Raw genomic sequence first — 20,266 nt, forward strand, 5'->3', positions numbered from 1 at the left:
TGTCGCTCGCCGCGCGAGGGGGCGCCGCGGCCCCCAAGACTTGAGTGTATCCGCAACGCGGGCGGGCTCAACACCCCCCTGAGGCGTCCGCGACGATTTCGTATGAAACCCGTCGGATCTCGCGATCCGACGCTGTCCCGGAGGGGGTCAGCCGGCCCGCACCACGGCGAGCCCGAGAAGCAGGTCGTGCCCGAGGCGCCGGTCGGCCCGCACGAGGCCGATGCCGACATCCAGCATCCACAGCAGGAAGGCCGAGGCCACCGCCACGTAGAACAGCAGGGCGTGGATCGCCGCCGTGAGGTAGTCCACCCGGGTGCCGCTCTCGGGAGCCACGACGCGCAGTCCCATCATGCGCATGCCCCAGGTGCTCTGGGCCGCGCCCCCCACCGTGATCGCGCTGTAGAGGATGCCGCTCGCCGGCAGGACGGCGAACAGGGTCCAACCGAGGCCGAAGGTGAGCACGCCGATCACCGTGATCGCCAGGGTCAGGAGGGCGGTGAAGCCGAAGATGAACAGGATGTCGAGGAGGTAGGCGACGAAGCGCGCGCCGAGGCTGCCCCGGACATAGGGGATCGGGAATTGGGGGGCGTAGCCGGTCTGGACGCGATCGGCGTAGGGGCTTTGCGTCTCGCGCATGGGGCGCTCCTGGGTGTCGCCCCCGAGCGGGGGCGGCGGACATCTCAGGCGAGAGATGGGCGTGGCCTGCGCAACTCTCAAGATCGGCGTTTCCAGGGCGCCGCGCGGCCGGCCGGCGAGGCCCGCGCCCCCGGATCGGCGACGGCGGCCTCCGGGGTGTCGAGGTAGTAGTGGCGCAGGAGAAAGAGGCGGGCACCGTTGACCGGGCCGGTCTCCGTGGCGAGGCCGAGCAGTTCGGCTCCGGACCCGAAGCTGCAGGTGACCCAGCGCTGGCGCGCCGCCTGACCGGGCCGGCCCGCCACCGCGTAGTCGACCCGCACGTCGTCCAGAGTCGCGCCCGTGCCGATGCGGAGCAGCTTCACCTCGGTCTCGGGGGGCGCCAAAGCGGGCACGACGCGCCGGCAGATCTGAGCGCGCTGGCGATCGACCGAACTCTCGCAGGCACCGAGGCTCACGAGCAGCGCAAGCCCCAGCGCGAGAACGCATGGCCTCACGTGCATGGCCTCACGTGCATGGCCTCACGCGCCCGGCCTCACGCGCCGGCGCGCAGCCGCTCGGCGACCCGCAGCGCGTAGTAGGTGAGGACGCCGTCGGCGCCGGCGCGCTTGAAGGCCAGCAGGCTCTCGACCATGGCGCGGTCGCCGTCGAGCCAGCCGTTGCGGGCGGCGGCCTCGATCATCGCGTACTCACCCGACACCTGGTAGGCGAAGGTCGGCACGGCGAATTCGTCCTTCACCCGGCGGATGATATCGAGATAGGGCAGGCCGGGCTTCACCATCACCGAATCGGCGCCTTCGGCGAGGTCGAGGGCGACCTCCCGGATGGCCTCGTCAGAATTGCCCGGGTCCATCTGATAGGTGCGCTTGTCGCCGACCAGCGCCGCCTGGGTGCCGATCGCATCCCGGAACGGACCGTAGAAGGCGCTGGCGTACTTGGCCGCGTAGGCCATGATCTGGACATCGCGAAATCCGGCCCGGTCGAGCCCGGCCCGGATGGCGCCGACGCGCCCATCCATCATGTCGGAGGGCGCGATGATGTCGGTGCCGGCCTCCGCCTGGATCAGGCTCTGCTCCACCAGCAGGGCGACGGTCTCGTCGTTGAGGATGGCGCCATCCTCGAGGAGGCCGTCATGGCCGTGGCTGGTATAGGGATCGAGGGCGACGTCGGTCATCAGGCCGAGTTCCGGCACCGCCGCCTTCACCGCCCGCACCGCCCGGCAGACGAGGTTGTCGCGATTGAGCGATTCCGAGCCGGTGGGATCGCGCAGGCCGGGCTCGGTGTAGGGAAAGAACGAGATCGCGGGAATGCCGAGGCGGGCCGCCCGCTCGGCGTCGCGCACCACCTCGTCGACGCTGAGGCGCTCGACCCCCGGCATCGAGGCGATGGGCTCGCGCCGGCCGGTCCCCTCGATGACGAAGAGCGGCCAGATCAGATCGTCCACCGTCAGCGTATGCTCGCGCACGAGGCGGCGCGACCACTCGGCCTTCCGGTTGCGGCGCGGGCGCTGGGTGATGCCGAGGCCCGGCGCGCGGGCGGATTCCTGTGCCGTCTCGACCGCCAGGGGACGCGGGGTCGCTGGTGCGTGGGTCATCGTGCTCGAACTCGATGGGGCCGGGCCACGGCCCGGGCGGAGGGCCACGGGCCTATCACATCCCGAAAAGCCTTCGAAACCCGCATTGCCGACGCAGGGATGCGGGGGCAAGCCCATGGAGGACCGCATCGTGCACAAGCGTGGCCCGAACCCCGCCGAGCCTGCCAAAGGGGCGCAACGCCCGGCCCTAATCCTGCAGGTCCAGCTTGCGGCTCCAGTCGCGATATTGCTTGCGCCAGGTTTCGGGGGGAGTCTCGGCCATTCGCTGCAACAACGCGACGCGGGATCGGGACCACTGCCGAACCCGAAAAATCCCGCGAACCCGAAAAATCCCGAGCACGAAGGACGCAAGCATCCCGCCGATCCCCCCCGCGACGAATTTCGCGACATCCCAGCGCAAAACAAATTCGTTCGCCTCGGGACCATGGGTCACCATCATCCCGCAAGCGACGACGAGGCAGAAGACCAGGAGACGGATGGAATCGTTTGCGATCAGGGTGCAGAGCGTGAGCGAACTGTATTTCATCGCAAGACTCGCGCGAGAGGACCGGCAACGTCAGGCGTGAGCATATCGCTCATGGGTGAGAGATTTCCGACCGGAACCGGTCCCATCCACCGTCCCGCCGCAGGAGTCGGCAGTTCGCATGCCCTGCCGCCTTCGTCACGTCGCCCGCGCCCAGGGGCAGCAATTGACGTCGCGCGCCAAAACCTCGTCTAAACAGGCCCTCCCGTGAGGGGGACGATGGCGGCCGAGCCACCGGACAGTCCGGGACAGGCGGCCCGGCCCGGACCGACCCGGGCGAGGCGAAACGGCCCTGAGCCAACCCGCAACGGAGCGTTCGAGCGATGAGACGACCGATGAGACGAGGCTTCGCGTGCGCGGCTTGACCAAGATTCCCGGCCCCCGCGAAATCCGCGGCCGCAACGTCGAGGGCGGCGGCGACCGGATCGAGCGGTCCTCGCAATTGCCCCGCACCGGCTGGGACGTGGTGCTGATCTGGTTCATGCGCGCCGTCGCCCTGTGCTGGCTGACGAAGGCCGTGGTCACCTGGGCCAGCATCCTCGACGTCATTCCGGGTTTCAGGCCCTTCGAATCGGAGTCGATCGGGCGCCAGAGCGTGATCGTCTATTTCGCGGTGCTCGACCCGATGGCGGCGGTCGGCCTCTGGCTCACCAGCGCCTGGGGCGGCGTGGTCTGGCTGCTGGCCGCCACCAGTGGGTTGACGCTCGCAGTCCTGACTCCGCAACTGCTGCCGGTCGCGACACCATACTTGGCAATACAAGCGGGAATTATTGCGGTGTATTTTATCTTTTCCTTCCTGGCGGCGCGAGAAATCCGGTAAACGACCGGTTACGGGATTGGTTTCATCTTGTATTTACCCAGAGAGGTAAATCGCAAATTCATCCTATCGCTTAAACCGTCTTTCACCTGCGGCGCTCTAGGTTGGCTTCATGAGCGGTGGCAAAGAACACCGGCCCTGAAGCATCGATACCTGATGAGGCCCATGATGAAGTCCCAGGCTGCGAAGGTTAGCAAGACCAACACCGCTCCCGAGACCGCCCCGGCACACGGCTCGTATCTGGAGGCCCTGCACCTCGTCGAGCGCCTGCATCGCCGCCTCCTCGACGTGATCAAGGACGAGTTCGAGCGCCGCGAGCGCGAGGACGTCAACAGCGTCCAGGCCCTGCTCCTCTACAACATCGGCGACAAGGAGCTGACCGCGAGCGAGCTGCGCACCAAGGGTTACTATCTCGGCTCGAACGTCTCCTACAACGTCAAGAAGCTAGTCGAGGCCGGCTACCTGCACCATGCCCGCTCGAAGACCGACCGCCGCTCGGTCCGCATCAGCCTCACCGACAAGGGCCGCCAGGTCCACGACATCATCCAGACCCTGTACGACAAGCACGCCCGCACCATCCAGCCGATCGGCGGCATCTCGGACGACGATTTCGGCCGCCTCAACACCGCGCTCACCCGCCTGGAGCGCTTCTGGACCGACCAGATCCGCTACCGCCTCTAGGCGCCGGCCTGTTCGTGGGTCTCCTCGCCGGCGGGCTTGCCGTCGTCGCGGGCGCGGTGGAGCATGAAGATCGCCAGCACCATGGTGAGGATCAGTCCGGCGAGAACGCCGAGCTCGATCATCGAGGCCTGGAACAAGGCCTGCTTCTCGGGCGACCAGTCCTTGGCGTGGGTGATCTCCGACGATTGCAGGGTGATCACCAGCACCCGCCGGATCGACGCGATCAGCCCGACGATCAGGAACGGCTCGCAGGTCAGCTTGCCCGAGCGCATCGACACCCGCACCGTGTGCAGGATCTCGATGAGCATCAGCAGGAACAGCAGACGGTCCACCACCTCCAGGATCTGATCGGCACCGCCGAGGCTGCGCAGCGCGCTCCAGGTCAGCTGGGCGGCATCGATCAGGGCGACGAGGGCGGTGAGGGCGAGGAGCGCGCCGAGCGCCGCGTAGATCGCGTGCTCGGTGTGGAGGAAGATGAAGCTCGCCGCGCGCGTCAGCCGGCCCTGATCGTCCCGCTCGTCGGACATGGCGCGCTCTCCCCCGCGTGATTGTCCCGATCAGACAGGATCGGCGTCCGGGCGTCCAGGGTGCTCCCCGGTGAGAATCGGCCCGCCACGGGCCATGAATCCGGTCGCTCCGGTCACGAAGGCGTGGGGCAGGCCGGGGGCCGGCCGGCGCCCACGTCACGCGTCCCGGTCACAGCATATCCTCCACCCGGATCGGCAGGGCGCGGATGCGCCGGCCGGTGGCGTGGAACACCGCGTTGGCGATGGCCGCGTTGACGCCGATGATGCCGAGTTCGCCGAGCCCCTTGAGTCCGAGGGGATTCACGGTGTCGTCGGGGTCGGGCACGAACAGCGCCTCGATCTCGGGCGCATCGGCAGCGGTGGCGACGAGGTACTCGGCGAGGTCGGCGTTGCGGTAATGGCCCCGGTCGAGGATGGTCTCCTCCAGCAGCGCCGAGCCGAGGCCCCAGATCATGCCGCCGGTGAGCTGGCTCCGGGCGGTGAGGGGGTTGAGCACGCGCCCGGCCGCGAAGGCGCCGAGGAGGCGCTCCACCCGGATCTCGCCCGTCTCGGCATGAACCTGCACCTGCGCGAACTGTGCCCCGAAGGCCCAGGATACGGCTTGGCTGCCCGCACCGGTGCCCAGCGCCATCCGACCCGATTCGATCGCCTCCAGGGCTTCGGGACCGGAGCCCTCGGGGGTGAAGGCCGCAACGGTCTCGATCCCGCCCGGGTGGAGGCCGGCGACGAGCATGTCCAGCGGGCAGGCGCGCCCGTCCGGCGCCGCGAGGCGGCCGGACTCGAGGCGAAGGCTGGCGGGATCGGCTCCGGCCAGCGGCCCGGCCACGGCGGCTTCGGCGAGGCGGACCCGCAGCGATTCGCAGCCCTGCGCCAGGGTGTGGAGCAGGCTCGTGGTGGTGGACGAGCCGCCCGACAGGCCGGCAGCCGGCAGGTCGGTGTCGCCGAGGCGGACCGTCACGGCCTCGGGCAGGAGGCCGAGCCAATCGGCGGCGCCGAGCGCCAGGAGAGTGGTGATGCCATTGCCGATCTCATGGTGGGCGCTGGCCACGGTGGCGCGTCCGTCGGGTCCGAGGCCGATCCGCATCGTCGCGGGGGCGATCTTCACCGGGCGCACCGAGGCGGCGCAGCCGAGGCCGATGCGCCAGGGGCCGTCCCGCATCCGTCCGGGTTCCGGGTCGCGCTCGGCCCAGCCGAAGGCTTCGGCGCCGGCTTCGAAGCAGGCCATCAGGGGGCGTGAGGAGAACGGCTTGCCGGAGATCGGATCGGTCAGCGTGTCGTTGCGCCGGCGCAGCGCGATGGGATCGAGCTTGAGCGCATGCGCCATCTCGTCGACCGCGCTCTCCAGGGCGAACAGGTAGGGCACCTCCGGGGGCGCCCGCATCGGCCCCGGCGTGTTGCGGTCGACCCGGGCGGCGCGCTCGTCGGTGCGGACATTGGGGCAGGCATAGAGGCTCGCGGTGACGTCGGTGCCCTCCATGGCGAAGGGGTCGAAGCGCGAGGCGATCACCTCGGCCTCGTGCACCAGGGCGGTGAAGCGCCCGTCACGGGTGGCGCCGAGGCGGATGTCGTGCCGGGTCTCGGGCCGGTAATTGGCGATGGTGAAGCAATCGCGCCGGCTGGGCACCAGGGAGACCGGCCGGCCCAGGGCGCGGGCCGCGAGAGCGACCGGCGCGGTGTATTGGGCCAGGGCGAACTTCGCGCCGAAATGCCCGCCGATCAGTCCCGCCACCACGCGGATGTCGGCGGGGTCGAGGCCGAGCTGGGCGGCGAGCCCGTGCCGGACCGCGCCGATGTAGCGCGAGGGTTCGTAGACGGTGAGGCGCGGGCCGTCCCAGGCGCAGGTGGTGGTGAACAGCTCGATCGGGTTGTGGTGCTGGATCGGCGTCTCGTAGCGCGCGGCGACCGTGACCTCGGCCGCAACCAGGGCCGAGTCGGCGTCGCCGCGGCGCGGGTCGTGGTGCTTCGGCTTGAGATCCGCGAGCCGCACCGTCTCGGAGCCCGGTGCATCGAAGCCGTCGGCGAAATCGTCGCGTCGATAATGCACGACCGCGCGGTCGGCCGCCTCGCGGGCGGCCTCGACGGTGTCCGCCACCACCAGGGCGACGATCTGGCCCGCATACGCGACGGCATCCGAGTCCAGCGGCCGATGCCCGCTATTGGCATGGCCGCCCGCCATCAGGTGCTTCACCGGGCGGATCGCGCCGGCGAAATCCCGGTGGGTGAAGATGCGCAGGCAGCCCGGGACCGCCTCGGCGGCGGCCAGATCGAAGCCGGTGATCCGCCCGCGCGGGATGGTGCTGGTGACCAGGGCCGCGTGGGCGAGGCGCGGCAGCCGCGTGTCGGAGGCGTAGAGCGCGACCCCGGTGACCTTGGCGGAGCCCTCGACGCGCGGATGGGGCCGGCCGAGCGGGGAGGGACGGTCGCGCGCGTCGGTCGGTCTCCCCATCGGGTTCTCGCTTCCCATCGGGTTCTCGCTTCCCATCGGGTTTTCCTCGCCTGCCGCGAGGAGAACCGGCGGGGGCACCGCCGCGGTCCAGGGCGCGACCCCGAGTCGCTCAGACATCGATCGCTCAGACCGAAGTCGCCCGGACCGAAGTCGCTCCGGCAGATGTCGCCCGGACAGAAATCGCCCGAGGCGCGTGTCCCGCCGGCTCAGCCCTTCCAGTTCTTCAAGGCCCCGAAGGGGCTGAGCGCGGGATCGGCAGCCGGCGGATTGAGCACCGGTTCGACCTGCGCGATGGCGTCCGCCAGGGAGAAGGCCGAGCCGCTGGTCAGCTTGCCGCCGGCCGCATCCTTGTGGCCGCCGCCGCGGAAGCGCCGGGCGCCGTCGAGGGCGGTCTCGTTGTTCGAGCGGAACGACATGGTGCCCGCCCGCTGCACGTTGAGGACGCGCTTGGCCCGGCCGCTCTCCATGATGAGGTCGGAGACGCGCTGGAAGGTGCCGGAATCGAGCCCGAAGGACATCAGCGTGCCGTCCGACAGGGGGTGGAACAGGTCCGAACGGGCCAGCACCCGGGCGATTCGCATGCGGGTGGTGAGGCTGCGGTCGTCGTCGGGCGCATCGGCCAGATAGGCGTCGAGGATGGCCTTGCGCAGGGCGGGCACCTGCCCCTCGATGACGGCCGGGGTGGCGCCGTCGCCGAGGAGGCGCGCCACCCCGAGGAGGAGGTCGCCGACGAAGCGGTCGTGCCAGGGATGGCCGATCGGCACCAGGTTCGAGACGTTGTCCCAGAACACCTCGTCGAGGCTGAGGCCGATGCGGAACTCGGGACGGTCCTTGCGCCAGAGATCGACGGCATCGACCGCCGTCACCAGCGCGCCGAGGATCGGGTCCTCGCCGGTCTCGCGGGCCGCGTAGAGCGCCCGGTGCTCGTAGGCCATGCGGGTGGCGCAGCGGGTCTCGTCGATCAGCACAACGACGTCGGGGTCTTCGAGATCGAAGCGCAGTAGGCCCGGCACCTCGGCATCGGCCTGCGGCGCGAGATCCTGCGCCCGCATCTGGTCGACCGACGAGGCGTGGTGATCGAGCACGATCAGCTTGTGGCGGGCCTCCGGCTCGCGGCGACGGTTGAGGGCGGCGAAGTTGCGGATGAAGGTGACGGCCACCGCCTCGAGGCCGAGGTCGGTCATCAGGATCATCTCCGGCACCGCCACCTTGCCGAGGCGCTTCAGCTCGGTCTCGACCACGGGGCCGACATCGGAATAGCGCGGCACGTGGACGATGCGGGCGACGTCGACGAACTGGCCCGCGACGGTCGAGGCACCGTAGCCGTCGAGGTCGTGGTGGGTGATCTGGGTGATGTTCAAGAACCTGTCCTCGGGCGAATCGCGAAGCCGGCGCTTCGGCTGTCCTGGCCGCCCTTATGCGGCAGCCCTCGGCCGGCGGCGAGCCCCCGCAGGCGCTGCGTCGGTTACGCCGTGGATCGGAACGCCACCGGGCTTGATTCCGGCGCCGAGACCGGGATTCTGCGAACAGACCACGAACACGGGCGAAACGATCGGGAGGGGCGTCCGCGATGGACCCGGGCGAGGCGGGCGCGATCCGCAAGATCATCCACATCGACATGGACGCGTTCTACGCCTCCGTGGAACAGCGTGACGATCCCGCCCTGCGAGGACGCCCGGTGGCGGTGGGGGGATCGCGCGAGCGCGGCGTGGTGGCGGCGGCGAGCTACGAGGCGCGGGCCTTCGGGGTACGCTCGGCCATGCCCTCGGTGACGGCGCGCCGGCTCTGTCCCGACCTCGTCTTCGTCAAGCCGCGCTTCGAGGTCTACCGCGGTATCTCGGAGCAGATCCGGGCGGTCTTTGCCGAGCATACCGACCTGATCGAGCCGGTCGCCCTCGACGAGGCCTATCTCGACGTGACGCGAAACCGGCAGGGGCTGCCCACCGCCACCGCGGTGGCTCGCGCGATCCGGGCCTCGATCCGCGCCCAGACCGGGCTCGTCGCCTCGGCGGGCGTCTCCTACAACAAGTTCCTGGCCAAGGTGGCGTCCGACTTCCGCAAGCCCGATGCCCTCTTCGTCATCACCCCCGCGATGGGGCCCGGCTTCGTCGAGGACCTGGCCATCGGGCGCTTCCACGGGATCGGCCCGGTCACCGAGGCGCGCATGAAGGCGCTCGGCATCCTGACCGGGCGAGACCTCCGCGCCCTGAGCCTCGACGCCCTGACGACGCGGTTCGGCGCCGCCGCCCCCTATTACTACGGCGTCTCGCGCGGGATCGACGAACGGCCCGTGCGGGTGAACCGGGTGCGCAAATCGATCGGGGCGGAGAACACCTTTTCGGAGGATTCGGCGGATTACGACGTGCTCGCGGGCCGCCTCGTCCCCCTGCTCGACAAGGTCTGGGGGGCGGCCGCCGCCAAGGAGGTCCGCGCCCGTACCGTGACCCTGAAGGTGAAGTTCGCGGATTTCGAGCAGATCACCCGCGCCCGCTCGCTGGCGGGCTTCGTCGCCGACCGCGCCTCGTTGGAAGAGATCGTGCGGGTGCTCCTGCGCGACCTGTTTCCGCTCCGGCGCAGCGTCCGCCTGCTCGGCGTCTCGCTCTCGGCCCTGGAGCACGGACCGGCTCCGGAGCCGCGACAGCTCGGGCTCGGCCTCTGAGGCGTGCGTCGGCAGGCCGGCTTCACGGGCAGGCCGTCGCCACGGCGATGCGCCGGCCGCGCCGCAGGACGACGATCAGCGCGAGGCCGAGCGCCGCCATCGCGGCTCCCGCGACCGAGACCGCCGGATAGCCCCAGCCGAGATCGATCACGCCGCCGCCGAGGGCCGCACCGATCGCGTTGCCGAGATTGAAGGCGCCGATGTTCAGCGCCGAGGCGAGGTTGGGGGCGCGATCCGCCTCGGCCATCACCCGCATCTGCAGGGGCGGCACCAGGGCGAAGCTCGCGATGCCCCACAGGAAGATCAGCGGCGCCGCGCTCAGCCGCGAGGTCATGCCGGGCGCGAACAGCAGGAGCAGGACAATCAGCGCCAGCAGCGACGCCATGATGGTGCCGTCCACAGAGCGGTCGGCCAGACGGCCGCCGGCCCAGTTCCCGACCGTCAGTCCGACGCCGTAGATCACCAGCATGGCGCTGACGAAGGCGGCACCCGCCCCCGCCTCGATGCGCAGGATCGGGACGATGTAGGTGAAGACCGTGAACATCGCGCTCGACCCCAGCACCGTGAGGGCCAGGGCGGCGAGGACCGGGGCGCGGGCGACGACGCGCAGTTCCGAACCCATGTCGGGCGCGTCCGCGACGGGCAGCGGCGGCAGGGCCAGCCGCAGCGACACCATCGCGATCACGCCGATGCCGGCGATGCCCCAGAAGGCCGCGCGCCAGCCCAGTGCCTCGCCGACCCAGGCGGCGAGCGGCACGCCCCCGATGGTCGCGATGGTCAGGCCTGAGAACATCGCCGCGACGGCGGCCGCGCGACGCTCGGGCGGCACGAGGCCGGCCGCCACCACCGAGCCGATGCCGAAGAAGGCTCCATGATTGAACGAGGTGACGATCCGGGCGCCGAGCAGCATCGTGTAGCTGTCGGCGAGCGCCGAGAGCAGGTTGCCCAGGGTGAAGATCCCCATGAGGCCGACCAGAAGGGCGCGTCGCGGCATCCGGGCGAAGCCCAGGGTCATCAGCGGTGCCCCGATCAGGACGCCGAGCGCATAGGCGCTGACCAGCAGCCCCGCCGTCGGGATCGAGACCCCGAGATCGCTCGCGATCAGCGGCAGCATACCCATCGGGGTGAACTCTGTGACGCCGATGCCGAAGGCACCGATGGCCAGGGCCAGCAGGGATGGATGGAGGGTCATGGCATGACGTCCCGGCACGGGGTTTTTGAGCAGTTGTTCCGGACATGCACATGATACCATCCGGGACAGGGCGGTAGTCCCGTTTCCGGATCGACATCTGTGCGTCAGGAGCACGAATGCAGCGCGACAAAATCGATCGTACGGGGGAGATGGCGACGTTCCTCGCGGTGGCGCGAGACGGCAGCCTGTCCGCCGCCGCTCGCACGCTGGGACTGACCGCCTCGGCCGTCAGCCGCATCGTGGCGCGCCTCGAAACCCGCCTCGGCGTCCGGCTGATCGTGCGGACCACCCGTACCCTGCGCCTCACCGCCGAGGGCGAGAGCTATGCCCGGGCGGCGCGGCGCATCCTCGCCGACATCCAGGAGAGCGAGAGCGCCATCGCCGATCAGGCCTCGCCCCGCGGCCGGGTTCGGATCAGCACCGCCTCGGCCCATGGCCGGCTGGTGATCGTGCCGCTGCTGGCGGAGTTCGTGAGGCGCTATCCCGGGATCTCCGTCGACATCGATCTCAGCGACCAGATCGCCGACATCCTCGGCGGACGGGCCGACGTGGCGATCCGCTTCGGAACCCTGCCCGACAGCCCGCTCACGGCGCGACGGCTGGGCGAGACGGGCCGCACGATCGTGGCCTCGCCCGCCTATCTGGCGCGTGCCGGGGTGCCGGTCGTTCCGGCCGATCTCGCACGGCACAATTGCCTGGATTTCAATTTCCGCCGCGCCGAGCCCGGCTGGCCGTTCCGCGAGGCGGGGCGCGATTACCTGTTGGCGGTCGGCGGCAACATGACCGCGAATAACGGCGAGACGCTGGTGCAACTCACCCTCGACGGGATCGGCATCACCCGCGTCGGCCATTTCCATATCGTCGACGATCTTGCGAGCGGTCGCCTGGTGCCGTTGCTGGAGCCCTACAATCCGCAGGACCGAGAGGCCATTCACGCGGTCTTCGTCGGCGGCGCCGCGATGCCGGCCCGCATCCGGGTCCTCATCGACTTCCTGGCGGAGATGCTGCGGGCGCCGACCGGGGCGGAGGGCACCCCGCAGGAGGACGGCGCAAACGAAAGGGGCGCTACCCTTTCGGATAGCACCCCCTCGGATCGGCAGGCCCCGCGAACGGGGCACGCGATCTCCCTTAGTTGAAGGGATCGATCTCGGCGGACTCGTAGCTGGTGACTTCCATGCCGACGCAGATCTCGGAAACGATGGGGGCGGACCACTTCATGACGTCACTCCTGGTTGGTTATGGTTGGAAAGAGCCGAACCCGACAGGTTCGACGCGTCTTCGAACTCAGGCCGGGCCTTAGTTGAAGGGATCGATCTCGGCGGACTCGTAGCTGGTGACTTCCATGCCGACGCAGATCTCGGAAACGATGGGGGCGGACCACTTCATGGGATAACTCCTTCGTGCTCGACGCCCTTGATATGCCGTTGGGTTGGGCACAATACAAGTGGACGCTACACTTATATTTCTCATAGGGTTGGCGGATATCGCGGGTCCAACCCTGGGTTTCAGCGGAAACTCTACGCCGTCCGAGGCTCGAACCGGCGATATGGTGCTGGATTGGAACCCGCGCGTGTCTCGCGTGCGATCCGCCTCGGAGATCGCGCGCTGGCGACGGGGCGGGATCCAACCCGCTCCGCCGGGGGAAAGATCCCGGCCCGGTCGGATTCGGCTTGACGCCCCGGGGAGGGGAGGCGCACTCACGCGCCGCCGAGCGGTTCCGCGCGTGATTCCCTGGTGTTTCACAACGTGCGGCGCGCCCCTCGGCTCCCTCTCGACGAATCCAATGCCCAGCGACAGTCCCGAACGATCGCCCGCGCCGTGCCCGGCCGCCTCCGCCCCTCGCGCCTGACGCCCCGCTGACCGGGCGCGGGTGCCCGATGCGGACGGCCGTTCACGGCCGGATCGCGCGCCCCTGCGAGGTGAGCCCATGAACGAGATCGCCCCCTTCCCGGCCGGCATCGACCCGGCGGTCCTCGCCGCCCGCCTCTCCGACGAGCGTGCGCCCGACATCGTCGAGGCCCTGAACGAGGAAGCTCCCGAGGTCGCCGCCGCCATCCTGCTGGGCCTGCCGCTGGAGCGCGCGATCGAGGTGCTCGACCAGCCGGAACTCGATTGCGCGGCCGACATCATCGAGATGCTGCCGCGCGACCGCGTCGCCTCCTACCTGTCGGGCATGTCGGCGGACCGGATCACCGACCTGTTCCGGGAGATCGAGGAGCCCGGACGCTCGGACCTGCGCGCCCGGCTGGACGCGGAGACCCGCGGCGCCGTCGACCATCTGAGCGCCTATGGCGAGGAGACGGTCGGCTCGCTGATGACGACCGAATTCGTCGCCGTGCCGGGCAACTGGACCGTGCAGCAGACTCTCGACCACGTCCGGCACGTGGAGAAGACGCGCGAGACCATCTACGCGATCTTCGTCCTCGATCCGCGCACCCGCGCCCTGACCAAGGCCGTACCCCTGCGCCGGCTGATCTCGGGCGATCCGGGCGACAACGTGCTCTCGGTGGCGCCGAACCGGCGCCCGCTGGCGGTGTCGCCGACGGCCAGCCGCGAGGAGGCCGCCCGCCTGATCTCGAAATACGACCTCCTGGCCCTGCCGGTGATCGACGCGGTCGGCCACGTCATCGGCATCGTCACGGTCGACGACATGATCGACGCCATGGTGGAGAAGCAGACCCAGGACGTGCAGCGCTTCGGCGGCATGGAGGCACTGCCCGAGCCCTACATGGATATCGGCTTCGGCACGATGATCCGGAAGCGGGCCGGGTGGCTCTGCGCCCTGTTCCTCGGCGAGATGATGACCGCCACGGCAATGCAGGGCTTCGAGGGCGAGCTCGAAAAGGCCATCGTGCTGACCTTGTTCATCCCCCTGATCATGAGTTCGGGCGGCAATTCCGGCAGCCAGGCGACGTCGCTTCTCATCCGTGCCCTGGCGCTGCACGAGGTGCGCCTGCGCGACTGGTGGCGGGTGGCCCTGCGCGAACTGCCCACCGGCCTCGTGCTCGGCATGATCCTCGGGGCGATCGGCATCATCCGTATCGTGATGTGGCAGAAGATCGGATTGTACGATTACGGCGAGCACTGGATGCTGGTGGCCGCCACGGTCGGAGCGGCGCTCGTCGGCATCGTCACCTTCGGCTCGCTCACCGGCTCAATGCTGCCGTTCCTGCTTCAGCGACTCGGTTTCGATCCCGCCACCGCCTCGGCGCCCTTCGTGGCCACGCTGGTCGATGTGACCGGGCTCGTCATCTACTTCTCGGTGGCGATGCTGATCCTGCGCGGAACGCTGCTGTAGGGTCGACCGGGTGGGCCGGCCGATCCCGTTCGGAAGGCCGGCATCCGACTGCGTCCGTCGCGACAGGCGGGGTTCGGCCGCAGGGTTCGGACGCGGGCCTCAGACCCGGGGCCGCAGACTGACGTCGCTCAGCACCGAATTGGCCAGGCGGTCGGGACCGATCTCGTTGGCGGAATAGCCCACCAGGGCCGCGAGGCTTTCGCGGGCACGCCAGACCCGGCTCTTCACCGTGCCGATCTTGCAGCCCATCACGGCGGCGGCCTCGTCGTAGGTCATATTATCGATGGCCACCAGGGTCAGCGCCTGCCGCAGGGTGCTCGACAGGCGCCCGATGGCGGCGTTGACATCCTCCAGGTCGAGGATTCCACCCTGCGCCGGCAGAGTGACCAGCTGGGCGGCGTAACTGCCGTCGCCATCCTCGACCTCGTGGACCCGCTTGCGCTGGCCTGAATAGAACGTGTTGCGCATGATGATGGTGAGCCAGCCGCAGACGTTGGTGCCGGGCGTGAAGCTCTCGCGGTACATCCAGGCCCGCAGCATCGTGTCCTGCACCAGATCGTCGGCGCGCGCGGCGTCACGGGTCAGGGAAAGGGCGTATTTGCGCAGCCCCGCCGCGTGATCCTGCAGACCCTGACGCACCTCCGCTGTGAGCGACTCGCCCCGGGCCGCCAGCACCGCCTCGAGGCGGGCGAGGAGGACGTCGAACCGGTCGGGCTGCTCGTCCTCCAGAGAGGCGTAGGTCTCGCGCAGATGCTGGCCGAGGGATCGTCGGATCGACGGCGCGATCTGCGGCGCCTCATTCGAGGTCAAGCGAGTCGGTACATCGGATGCGGATTGCGCTGTCATCCAGTCTCTTCTCGGGCAACTGGGAACGATAAAGGCCAGCAACTGGCCGGTTCCCTTCAGTTGCCGAGAGTGTGCAAAACCAGGAACACACTCGCATCAACACAGGTTAATGGGAAGACTTTCGTAGATCTACGGCACGTTTCCGTACCATTCCGTGCCAAAGTCATTGGATACAGCGAAGATTATTTAGTTTCCTCATGGAACAAAGCCGCAAAAAGCCCGCCGCGGCCGAAGCCGGGCGGGCCAAGTCTGGGGAGGAACGCATGATGCGTAGTCGGTCAACCGGCGCACGCGGCACGTGTTCACTGCCGAAAGCGCCGAGCTCATCGACGTCCGGGAGCACGACAGCGTGGGGGTGGTGACTGGTGGGTGCCGGCCCTGCCGGCTGGCCCGTCGAGATCAGGCTTCGTCGATCAGCCGGATGTATTCGGCCTCGGGCACGCCGTAGCTGTCGCCCGCGACCGCCAGCAGACCGGCCCGGTCGAGCACCTCGATGCGGCCGCGGCGGGCCTTGATCAGGCGGTTGCCCTCGAGCATCTGCAGCGCCAGCGTCACCGTCGTGCGCTGGACGCCAAGCATGAATGACAGGAAGTCATGGGTCACGGTGAGCTCGTCGCCGATGACCCGGTCGTGGCACATCAGGAGCCAGCGGGCGAGCCGGACCTCGATGTTGTAGCTGGCATTGGCGAAGGCCGTCTGCGCCGTCTGAACCAGCAGCGTCTGGACGAAGCGCAGCAGCAGCTTGCGCAGGGTCATGCTGCGCTCGGTGGCCGAGGTCAGCTCCGCGGCCCCGATGGCGATCATCTCGCCGGCATTCTGCACGAAGTGATCGTAGGGCGTGCGGTCGCTGCCGAGCAGCACCGGCGCGGCTCCCACCACACCCTCGGGCCCGATGATGCCGACCTCGACCTTGCTGTTCCCCGACGTGGTGATCGAAGCATAGCCCGCCTCCGGGAAGAAGAGGTCCCGGATCGGCTGATGCGGCTGGATCAACCCCTGGCGCAACTCCGTCGGAAGCGAGCGCAGATGCGGCTGAAGCAACGCGAAATCGCTTGGCGCGAGACGTTTGAGCAAACGGTTACGAACGGCAGATTGCTCTAGCAGCGACACGGCCTTGTCCCTTGGGGCAAGAGCACAAATAGTCTCTCGTGAACCCATACACAGGAATATATACAAGCGATCCCCGACTATCTGTACGATGCGAGACAAAGGCAAGCCCGCAAAGACGTCTGTCGGGTAGTCGACATTCGCCAAGTGTCGGGCACCACACCGAAGCCGAAGACCGGTGTTCAACCCAGCAAATTCGGATTTATAAGCCAGGAAGCTGGGGCAAATTCGTGGGAAATCCCTGGCTTGGTCGATGCTGGAAGACGCTTGCGCCTGCCGATGCAAGGGAACGATGCGCTGAGCGTCGCCTCTCCTTGCCCGGCTCTCGGCGATAGGACGCGCTAGTCGGCCCATGGGCAGGATGAACGGGCCGAGGATCAAGCAATAGTGACAGGTCATGCGAAGTGGAGCGTGAGCATCCATCACCTTGCTTCCTCGCATGCGTTGCGTGCGGGTCGATGAGGCCGGCATCACGCAGGACGGGATTGGTCCTCGACGCCGGCTCCGAAGTGGAAAGCCGCGCGGTTCGACCGCTCATCCATAAACTCGAGCGCTTCGGACCTCTTGCGGAGCCCGAACGGGACCTGCTGACCCGTCTCGCCGCCGAGGCCAGCCTGGTCGCCCCGCGGACGGATCTCGCCCACGAAGGCGAAATTCCGAACTGCCTCTTCGTCTTCCTCGAGGGCATGGCCTGCCGCTACAAGGTCCGAAGCAGCGGTGCGCGTCAGATCCTCGCCTATCTGGTGCCGGGTGATTTCTGCGACGTCGATGTCGGCCTGCTGACGCGCCGGGATCATGCGATCAGCACCCTCTCCAGCTGCCGCGTGGCCCGGATCGAACTCGATACCCTCCAGGACCTCATCGTGAATCAGCCGTCGCTGATCCGGGCGATGCGTCGGGCGACGCTGGTCGACGACGCGACCGCGCGCGAGTGGCTGGTCAATGTCGGGTCCCGCTCCGCGATCGAGCGCATCGCCCACCTGTTCCTGGAACTGCTCCTGCGCTTGCGGGCGATCGGGCTGACGCGCGGCGACAGCTACGATCTGCCGGTGTCGCAGCTTGATCTGGCCGAGACGACCGGACTCTCCACCGTTCACGTCAATCGCACGCTCCAGGACCTGAAGCGCCAGGGCCTCATCGAGCTGCGGTCCCGTCTCCTGACGATCCGGAACGTGCCACGACTGGTCACCCTCAGCGGCTTCAATCCACGGTACCTGTCGCTCGAAACGGTCGGGCTGCCCTGAAGGGCCTCGTGCGGCCGGGCGGGGCCGCCCGCAACAGCCGGTTGCAGCCGTGCCTTTCTCCTGCGGGCCTTTCTCCTGCGGGCCGTGTGCCGACCTGAACCACCGTCCAGGGGCCCGATTTCCGAAGCGCCCCGTCTCTGCTATCGCGGTCCGATCTGCAGGAAGCCGGAAGGCGCGGGCGAAGGCCCGGCCGGATGCCGGGCTCAAGGATCTGGTCATCCGATGACGTCATCCACCGAACGGTCCGGGTCCTACGATCTCACCGGCAAGCGCGTCCTGGTCGCGGGGCATCGGGGCATGGTGGGTGCGGCGCTGGTGCGCCGGCTCGCCTCGGAGAACTGCACCATCCTGACCCTCGGGCGGGACCGTGTCGATCTGCGGCGCCAGGCCGAGGTCGAGGCCTGGATGGCGGCGGAGCGGCCGCAGGCCCTGATCCTGGCCGCCGCCAAGGTCGGCGGGATCGTGGCCAACGACACCTATCCGGCCGACTTCCTCTACGACAACCTCATGATCGAGGCCAATCTGATCCAGAGCGCCCATGCGGTCGGCGTCGAGAAGCTGCTCTTCCTCGGCTCCTCCTGCATCTATCCGAAGATGGCGGCCCAGCCGATGACCGAGGACGCGCTTCTCACCGGGCCGCTCGAGCCCACCAACGAATGGTACGCCATCGCCAAGATCGCCGGATTGAAGCTGTGCCAGGCCTATCGCCGCCAGCACGGGGCCGACTTCATCTCGGCCATGCCGACCAACCTGTACGGGCCGGGCGACAATTACGATCCCCAGGGCAGCCACGTCCTGCCCGCCCTCCTGCGCAAGGTGCACGAGGCCCGGCGCGACGCCCGCGACCGCATCACGCTTTGGGGCACCGGAACCCCGTTCCGCGAGTTCCTCCACGTCGACGATCTGGCCGATGCCTGCATCTTCCTGATGCGGTCGTATTCGGGCGACGGTCCGGTCAATGTCGGCTCGGGCCAGGAAGTCACCATCCGGGCGCTGGCCGAGACCATCGCGGACGTCCTCGACTGGCAGGGGCAACTGGACTTCGACACCACCAAGCCCGACGGCACCCCGCGCAAGCGCCTCGACACCTCCCGCCTCGAGGCCCTCGGCTGGCGGCCGCGGATCGGCCTGCGCGACGGGATCGCGGAGGCCTATGCGTGGTTCCGCCACCATCACCCCGAGGCCTGACCCGGCCGGCCGCGCGCCTCATTCCCCTCCCGACGCCCTAAGGAGCGACGCATGTCCACGACGCAGAAAAGCGTGTCCACGACGCAGAAAACAGCTTTGATCACGGGCGTCACAGGACAGGATGGCGGCTATCTCGCCGCCCTGCTGCTCGCGAAGGGCTACATCGTCCACGGCATCAAGCGCCGCTCGTCGTCCTTCAACACCGGACGCGTGGACCATCTCTACGACGATCCCCGCTTCGCGCGGACCGACTTCCACATGCATTACGGCGAGCTGACCGACGCCACCAACCTGATCCGCATCATGCAGGAAACCCTGCCGGACGAGGTCTACAACCTCGGTGCCCAGAGCCACGTCCAGGTCAGCTTCGAGACCCCGGAATACACCGCCAATTCCGATGCCATCGGCACCCTTCGCCTGCTGGAGGCGATCCGCATCCTGGGCCTGAGCGAGAAGACGCGCTTCTACCAGGCCTCGACGTCCGAGCTCTACGGCAAGGTCCAGGAGGTGCCCCAGCGCGAGACGACCCCGTTCTATCCGCGCAGCCCCTACGCGGTGGCCAAGCTCTACGCCTACTGGATCGCGGTGAACTACCGCGAGGCCTACGGCATGCACGCCTCGAACGGCATCCTGTTCAATCACGAGAGCCCGACCCGGGGCGAGACTTTCGTCACCCGCAAGATCACCCGCGCGGTCGCGGCGATCGAGGTCGGCCGGCAACCGACGCTGTATCTCGGCAACCTCGATGCCATGCGCGACTGGGGCCATGCCCGCGACTACGTCGAGGGCATGTGGCGCATCCTCCAGCAGGAGGTGCCGGACGATTACGTGCTGGCCACCGGCGAGATGCACTCGGTGCGCGAATTCGTCGAGCGCTCCTTCGCGGTGGTCGGCCGGACGCTGGTCTGGAGCGGGGAAGGCGTCGACGAGCAGGGCCTCGACGCCAAGACCGGCCAGGTGCTGGTCAAGATCGATCCGGTGTATTTCCGGCCGACGGAGGTCGACCAGCTTCTGGGCGACCCCACCAAGGCCCGCGAGAAGCTCGGCTGGACCCACACCGTCACCTTCCCGGACCTCGTCGACGAGATGGTGCGCGCCGACCTCGCCGCCGCCCAGGCCAACCACTGAGGGACGACGTCCCGAATCTGCTTGTCCAACGCGAAACGCCCTCCTGTCCGATCGGACGGGAGGGCGTTTCGCTGATGGTCGACCGGGCTTGGAGACGACCGGGCTTGAAACGGTCATCCGGCGGCGAATCAGTCGATGGCGCGGGCCACCGGGCAGGCCGAGCGGATCGTCTCCGGCAGAGCCGTGTAGTCGGAATACCCGGCCTCGCGCGCCATCGCGTCCAGGGCCGAACTCGCGTCGAGGGCACTGCCGGTCCACAGAACGGCGCCATTGGTCTGCTGACGGACTTCGAAGATGCTCATGATTGGTTAACCCTCGCGGGGGAAAAGTCTATCCTTCTCCCAACGTGATGCCTGGCGAAAAGTTGCAGGGTTTCTTGCTCC

Annotated in this window: 21 protein-coding genes; 8 read left to right on the forward strand and 13 right to left on the reverse strand. The window is 68.6% G+C overall.

Annotated elements, in window-relative coordinates; all coding sequences use genetic code 11:
* Positions 1 to 147 precede the first annotated feature (147 nt).
* The 4 genes from J7U37_RS13405 to J7U37_RS13420 all read right to left on the reverse strand — a co-directional run bounded on the left by J7U37_RS13405 (position 148) and on the right by J7U37_RS13420 (position 2,753).
* The gene (locus tag J7U37_RS13405; protein WP_056182987.1) at positions 148 to 636 is read right to left on the reverse strand and encodes an RDD family protein; all 489 of its coding nucleotides are present in this window, start codon (positions 634 to 636) and stop codon (positions 148 to 150) included.
* 77 nt (positions 637 to 713) lie between these two features.
* The gene (locus tag J7U37_RS13410; RefSeq protein ID WP_247636038.1) at positions 714 to 1,130 is read right to left on the reverse strand and encodes a hypothetical protein; all 417 of its coding nucleotides are present in this window, start codon (positions 1,128 to 1,130) and stop codon (positions 714 to 716) included.
* Positions 1,131 to 1,168: 38 nt separating this feature from the next.
* Complete coding sequence (hemB, locus tag J7U37_RS13415; protein ID WP_056182851.1) at positions 1,169 to 2,227, reverse strand: porphobilinogen synthase; 1,059 nt, start codon at positions 2,225 to 2,227, stop codon at positions 1,169 to 1,171.
* Positions 2,228 to 2,414: 187 nt separating this feature from the next.
* Complete coding sequence (locus tag J7U37_RS13420) at positions 2,415 to 2,753, reverse strand: hypothetical protein (protein WP_056182853.1); 339 nt, start codon at positions 2,751 to 2,753, stop codon at positions 2,415 to 2,417.
* Between the two features lie 349 nt (positions 2,754 to 3,102).
* On the opposite strand from J7U37_RS13420, the gene J7U37_RS13425 reads away from it, so the two are divergent.
* Entirely contained in the window at positions 3,103 to 3,570 is a 468-nt protein-coding gene (locus tag J7U37_RS13425; RefSeq protein WP_247636039.1) for a DUF6163 family protein, read from the forward strand.
* Between the two features lie 165 nt (positions 3,571 to 3,735).
* Positions 3,736 to 4,248 carry a winged helix DNA-binding protein gene (locus J7U37_RS13430; protein ID WP_056182990.1) on the forward strand — a complete coding sequence of 171 codons (513 nt, stop codon included), beginning with the start codon at positions 3,736 to 3,738 and terminating at the stop codon, positions 4,246 to 4,248.
* Here the strand turns inward: J7U37_RS13430 and J7U37_RS13435 are convergent.
* The 3 genes from J7U37_RS13435 to J7U37_RS13445 all read right to left on the reverse strand — a co-directional run bounded on the left by J7U37_RS13435 (position 4,245) and on the right by J7U37_RS13445 (position 8,582).
* Positions 4,245 to 4,775 (reverse strand): phosphate-starvation-inducible PsiE family protein, encoded by a 531-nt coding sequence (locus J7U37_RS13435; protein ID WP_056182859.1) that lies wholly within the window; start codon positions 4,773 to 4,775, stop codon positions 4,245 to 4,247. The two genes, J7U37_RS13430 and J7U37_RS13435, sit on opposite strands and share 4 nt — an antisense overlap.
* A gap of 169 nt (positions 4,776 to 4,944) precedes the next feature.
* Complete coding sequence (locus J7U37_RS13440; RefSeq protein ID WP_247636040.1) at positions 4,945 to 7,338, reverse strand: xanthine dehydrogenase family protein molybdopterin-binding subunit; 2,394 nt, start codon at positions 7,336 to 7,338, stop codon at positions 4,945 to 4,947.
* Positions 7,339 to 7,427: 89 nt separating this feature from the next.
* The gene (locus J7U37_RS13445; protein WP_247636041.1) at positions 7,428 to 8,582 is read right to left on the reverse strand and encodes a dimethylmenaquinone methyltransferase; all 1,155 of its coding nucleotides are present in this window, start codon (positions 8,580 to 8,582) and stop codon (positions 7,428 to 7,430) included.
* A gap of 209 nt (positions 8,583 to 8,791) precedes the next feature.
* Between J7U37_RS13445 and dinB the strand changes: the two genes are divergently transcribed.
* Entirely contained in the window at positions 8,792 to 9,880 is a 1,089-nt protein-coding gene (gene dinB, locus J7U37_RS13450; protein WP_247636042.1) for a DNA polymerase IV, read from the forward strand.
* A 22-nt stretch (positions 9,881 to 9,902) separates the two neighbouring features.
* Here dinB and J7U37_RS13455 read toward each other — a convergent pair whose 3' ends face one another.
* Positions 9,903 to 11,072 (reverse strand): MFS transporter, encoded by a 1,170-nt coding sequence (locus J7U37_RS13455; RefSeq protein WP_056182866.1) that lies wholly within the window; start codon positions 11,070 to 11,072, stop codon positions 9,903 to 9,905.
* A 116-nt stretch (positions 11,073 to 11,188) separates the two neighbouring features.
* Between J7U37_RS13455 and J7U37_RS13460 the strand changes: the two genes are divergently transcribed.
* Entirely contained in the window at positions 11,189 to 12,208 is a 1,020-nt protein-coding gene (locus J7U37_RS13460) for a LysR family transcriptional regulator (RefSeq protein ID WP_247636043.1), read from the forward strand.
* Here J7U37_RS13460 and pqqA (J7U37_RS13465) read toward each other — a convergent pair.
* Positions 12,201 to 12,290, reverse strand: coding sequence for a pyrroloquinoline quinone precursor peptide PqqA (pqqA, locus tag J7U37_RS13465; protein ID WP_056182869.1), 90 nt, complete (start codon positions 12,288 to 12,290; stop codon positions 12,201 to 12,203). The genes J7U37_RS13460 and pqqA (J7U37_RS13465) overlap by 8 nt on opposite strands.
* Positions 12,291 to 12,368: 78 nt before the next feature.
* Entirely contained in the window at positions 12,369 to 12,458 is a 90-nt protein-coding gene (pqqA, locus tag J7U37_RS13470; protein ID WP_056182869.1) for a pyrroloquinoline quinone precursor peptide PqqA, read from the reverse strand.
* A gap of 541 nt (positions 12,459 to 12,999) precedes the next feature.
* On the opposite strand from pqqA (J7U37_RS13470), the gene mgtE reads away from it, so the two are divergent.
* Positions 13,000 to 14,370, forward strand: coding sequence for a magnesium transporter (gene mgtE, locus J7U37_RS13475; RefSeq protein ID WP_056480409.1), 1,371 nt, complete (start codon positions 13,000 to 13,002; stop codon positions 14,368 to 14,370).
* Positions 14,371 to 14,469: 99 nt separating this feature from the next.
* Here mgtE and J7U37_RS13480 read toward each other — a convergent pair whose 3' ends face one another.
* Both J7U37_RS13480 and J7U37_RS13485 read right to left on the reverse strand, forming a co-directional pair.
* A complete protein-coding gene (locus tag J7U37_RS13480) occupies positions 14,470 to 15,180 on the reverse strand; it encodes a sigma-70 family RNA polymerase sigma factor (protein ID WP_244476804.1) in 711 nt (236 codons plus the stop codon).
* Positions 15,181 to 15,615: 435 nt separating this feature from the next.
* Positions 15,616 to 16,326, reverse strand: coding sequence for a Crp/Fnr family transcriptional regulator (locus J7U37_RS13485; RefSeq protein WP_082503671.1), 711 nt, complete (start codon positions 16,324 to 16,326; stop codon positions 15,616 to 15,618).
* Positions 16,327 to 16,808: 482 nt separating this feature from the next.
* On the opposite strand from J7U37_RS13485, the gene J7U37_RS13490 reads away from it, so the two are divergent.
* The 3 genes from J7U37_RS13490 (at position 16,809) to gmd (ending at position 19,883) form a co-directional block, all read left to right on the forward strand.
* Positions 16,809 to 17,567 (forward strand): Crp/Fnr family transcriptional regulator, encoded by a 759-nt coding sequence (locus J7U37_RS13490; RefSeq protein WP_244476805.1) that lies wholly within the window; start codon positions 16,809 to 16,811, stop codon positions 17,565 to 17,567.
* Positions 17,568 to 17,789: 222 nt separating this feature from the next.
* On the forward strand, positions 17,790 to 18,755 hold the full coding sequence (locus J7U37_RS13495) for a GDP-L-fucose synthase (protein ID WP_247636044.1): 966 nt from the start codon (positions 17,790 to 17,792) through the stop codon (positions 18,753 to 18,755).
* Positions 18,756 to 18,806: 51 nt separating this feature from the next.
* Entirely contained in the window at positions 18,807 to 19,883 is a 1,077-nt protein-coding gene (gene gmd, locus J7U37_RS13500) for a GDP-mannose 4,6-dehydratase (protein ID WP_247636045.1), read from the forward strand.
* A 128-nt stretch (positions 19,884 to 20,011) separates the two neighbouring features.
* Here the strand turns inward: gmd and J7U37_RS13505 are convergent, their stop codons facing one another.
* Positions 20,012 to 20,185, reverse strand: coding sequence for a hypothetical protein (locus J7U37_RS13505; RefSeq protein ID WP_200935809.1), 174 nt, complete (start codon positions 20,183 to 20,185; stop codon positions 20,012 to 20,014).
* Positions 20,186 to 20,266: the final 81 nt, after the last annotated feature.

It is taken from the genome of Methylobacterium sp. 37f, from assembly GCF_023093475.1.
Classification (GTDB): domain Bacteria; phylum Pseudomonadota; class Alphaproteobacteria; order Rhizobiales; family Beijerinckiaceae; genus Methylobacterium.

What these genes read in the sequence shown, in the direction of transcription:
- J7U37_RS13455 (WP_056182866.1), bottom strand. Translation starts at nt 11,072, where the DNA reads ATGACCCTCCATCCATCCCTGCTGGCCCTGGCCATCGGTGCCTTCGGC.
- pqqA (WP_056182869.1), bottom strand. Translation starts at nt 12,458, where the DNA reads ATGAAGTGGTCCGCCCCCATCGTTTCCGAGATCTGCGTCGGCATGGAA.
- J7U37_RS13505 (WP_200935809.1), bottom strand. Translation starts at nt 20,185, where the DNA reads ATGAGCATCTTCGAAGTCCGTCAGCAGACCAATGGCGCCGTTCTGTGG.
- gmd (WP_247636045.1), top strand. Translation starts at nt 18,807, where the DNA reads ATGTCCACGACGCAGAAAAGCGTGTCCACGACGCAGAAAACAGCTTTG.
- J7U37_RS13460 (WP_247636043.1), top strand. Translation starts at nt 11,189, where the DNA reads ATGCAGCGCGACAAAATCGATCGTACGGGGGAGATGGCGACGTTCCTC.
- J7U37_RS13405 (WP_056182987.1), bottom strand. Translation starts at nt 636, where the DNA reads ATGCGCGAGACGCAAAGCCCCTACGCCGATCGCGTCCAGACCGGCTAC.
- mgtE (WP_056480409.1), top strand. Translation starts at nt 13,000, where the DNA reads ATGAACGAGATCGCCCCCTTCCCGGCCGGCATCGACCCGGCGGTCCTC.
- hemB (WP_056182851.1), bottom strand. Translation starts at nt 2,227, where the DNA reads ATGACCCACGCACCAGCGACCCCGCGTCCCCTGGCGGTCGAGACGGCA.
- J7U37_RS13430 (WP_056182990.1), top strand. Translation starts at nt 3,736, where the DNA reads ATGAAGTCCCAGGCTGCGAAGGTTAGCAAGACCAACACCGCTCCCGAG.
- J7U37_RS13440 (WP_247636040.1), bottom strand. Translation starts at nt 7,338, where the DNA reads ATGTCTGAGCGACTCGGGGTCGCGCCCTGGACCGCGGCGGTGCCCCCG.
- J7U37_RS13435 (WP_056182859.1), bottom strand. Translation starts at nt 4,775, where the DNA reads ATGTCCGACGAGCGGGACGATCAGGGCCGGCTGACGCGCGCGGCGAGC.
- J7U37_RS13495 (WP_247636044.1), top strand. Translation starts at nt 17,790, where the DNA reads ATGACGTCATCCACCGAACGGTCCGGGTCCTACGATCTCACCGGCAAG.
- dinB (WP_247636042.1), top strand. Translation starts at nt 8,792, where the DNA reads ATGGACCCGGGCGAGGCGGGCGCGATCCGCAAGATCATCCACATCGAC.
- J7U37_RS13420 (WP_056182853.1), bottom strand. Translation starts at nt 2,753, where the DNA reads ATGAAATACAGTTCGCTCACGCTCTGCACCCTGATCGCAAACGATTCC.
- pqqA (WP_056182869.1), bottom strand. Translation starts at nt 12,290, where the DNA reads ATGAAGTGGTCCGCCCCCATCGTTTCCGAGATCTGCGTCGGCATGGAA.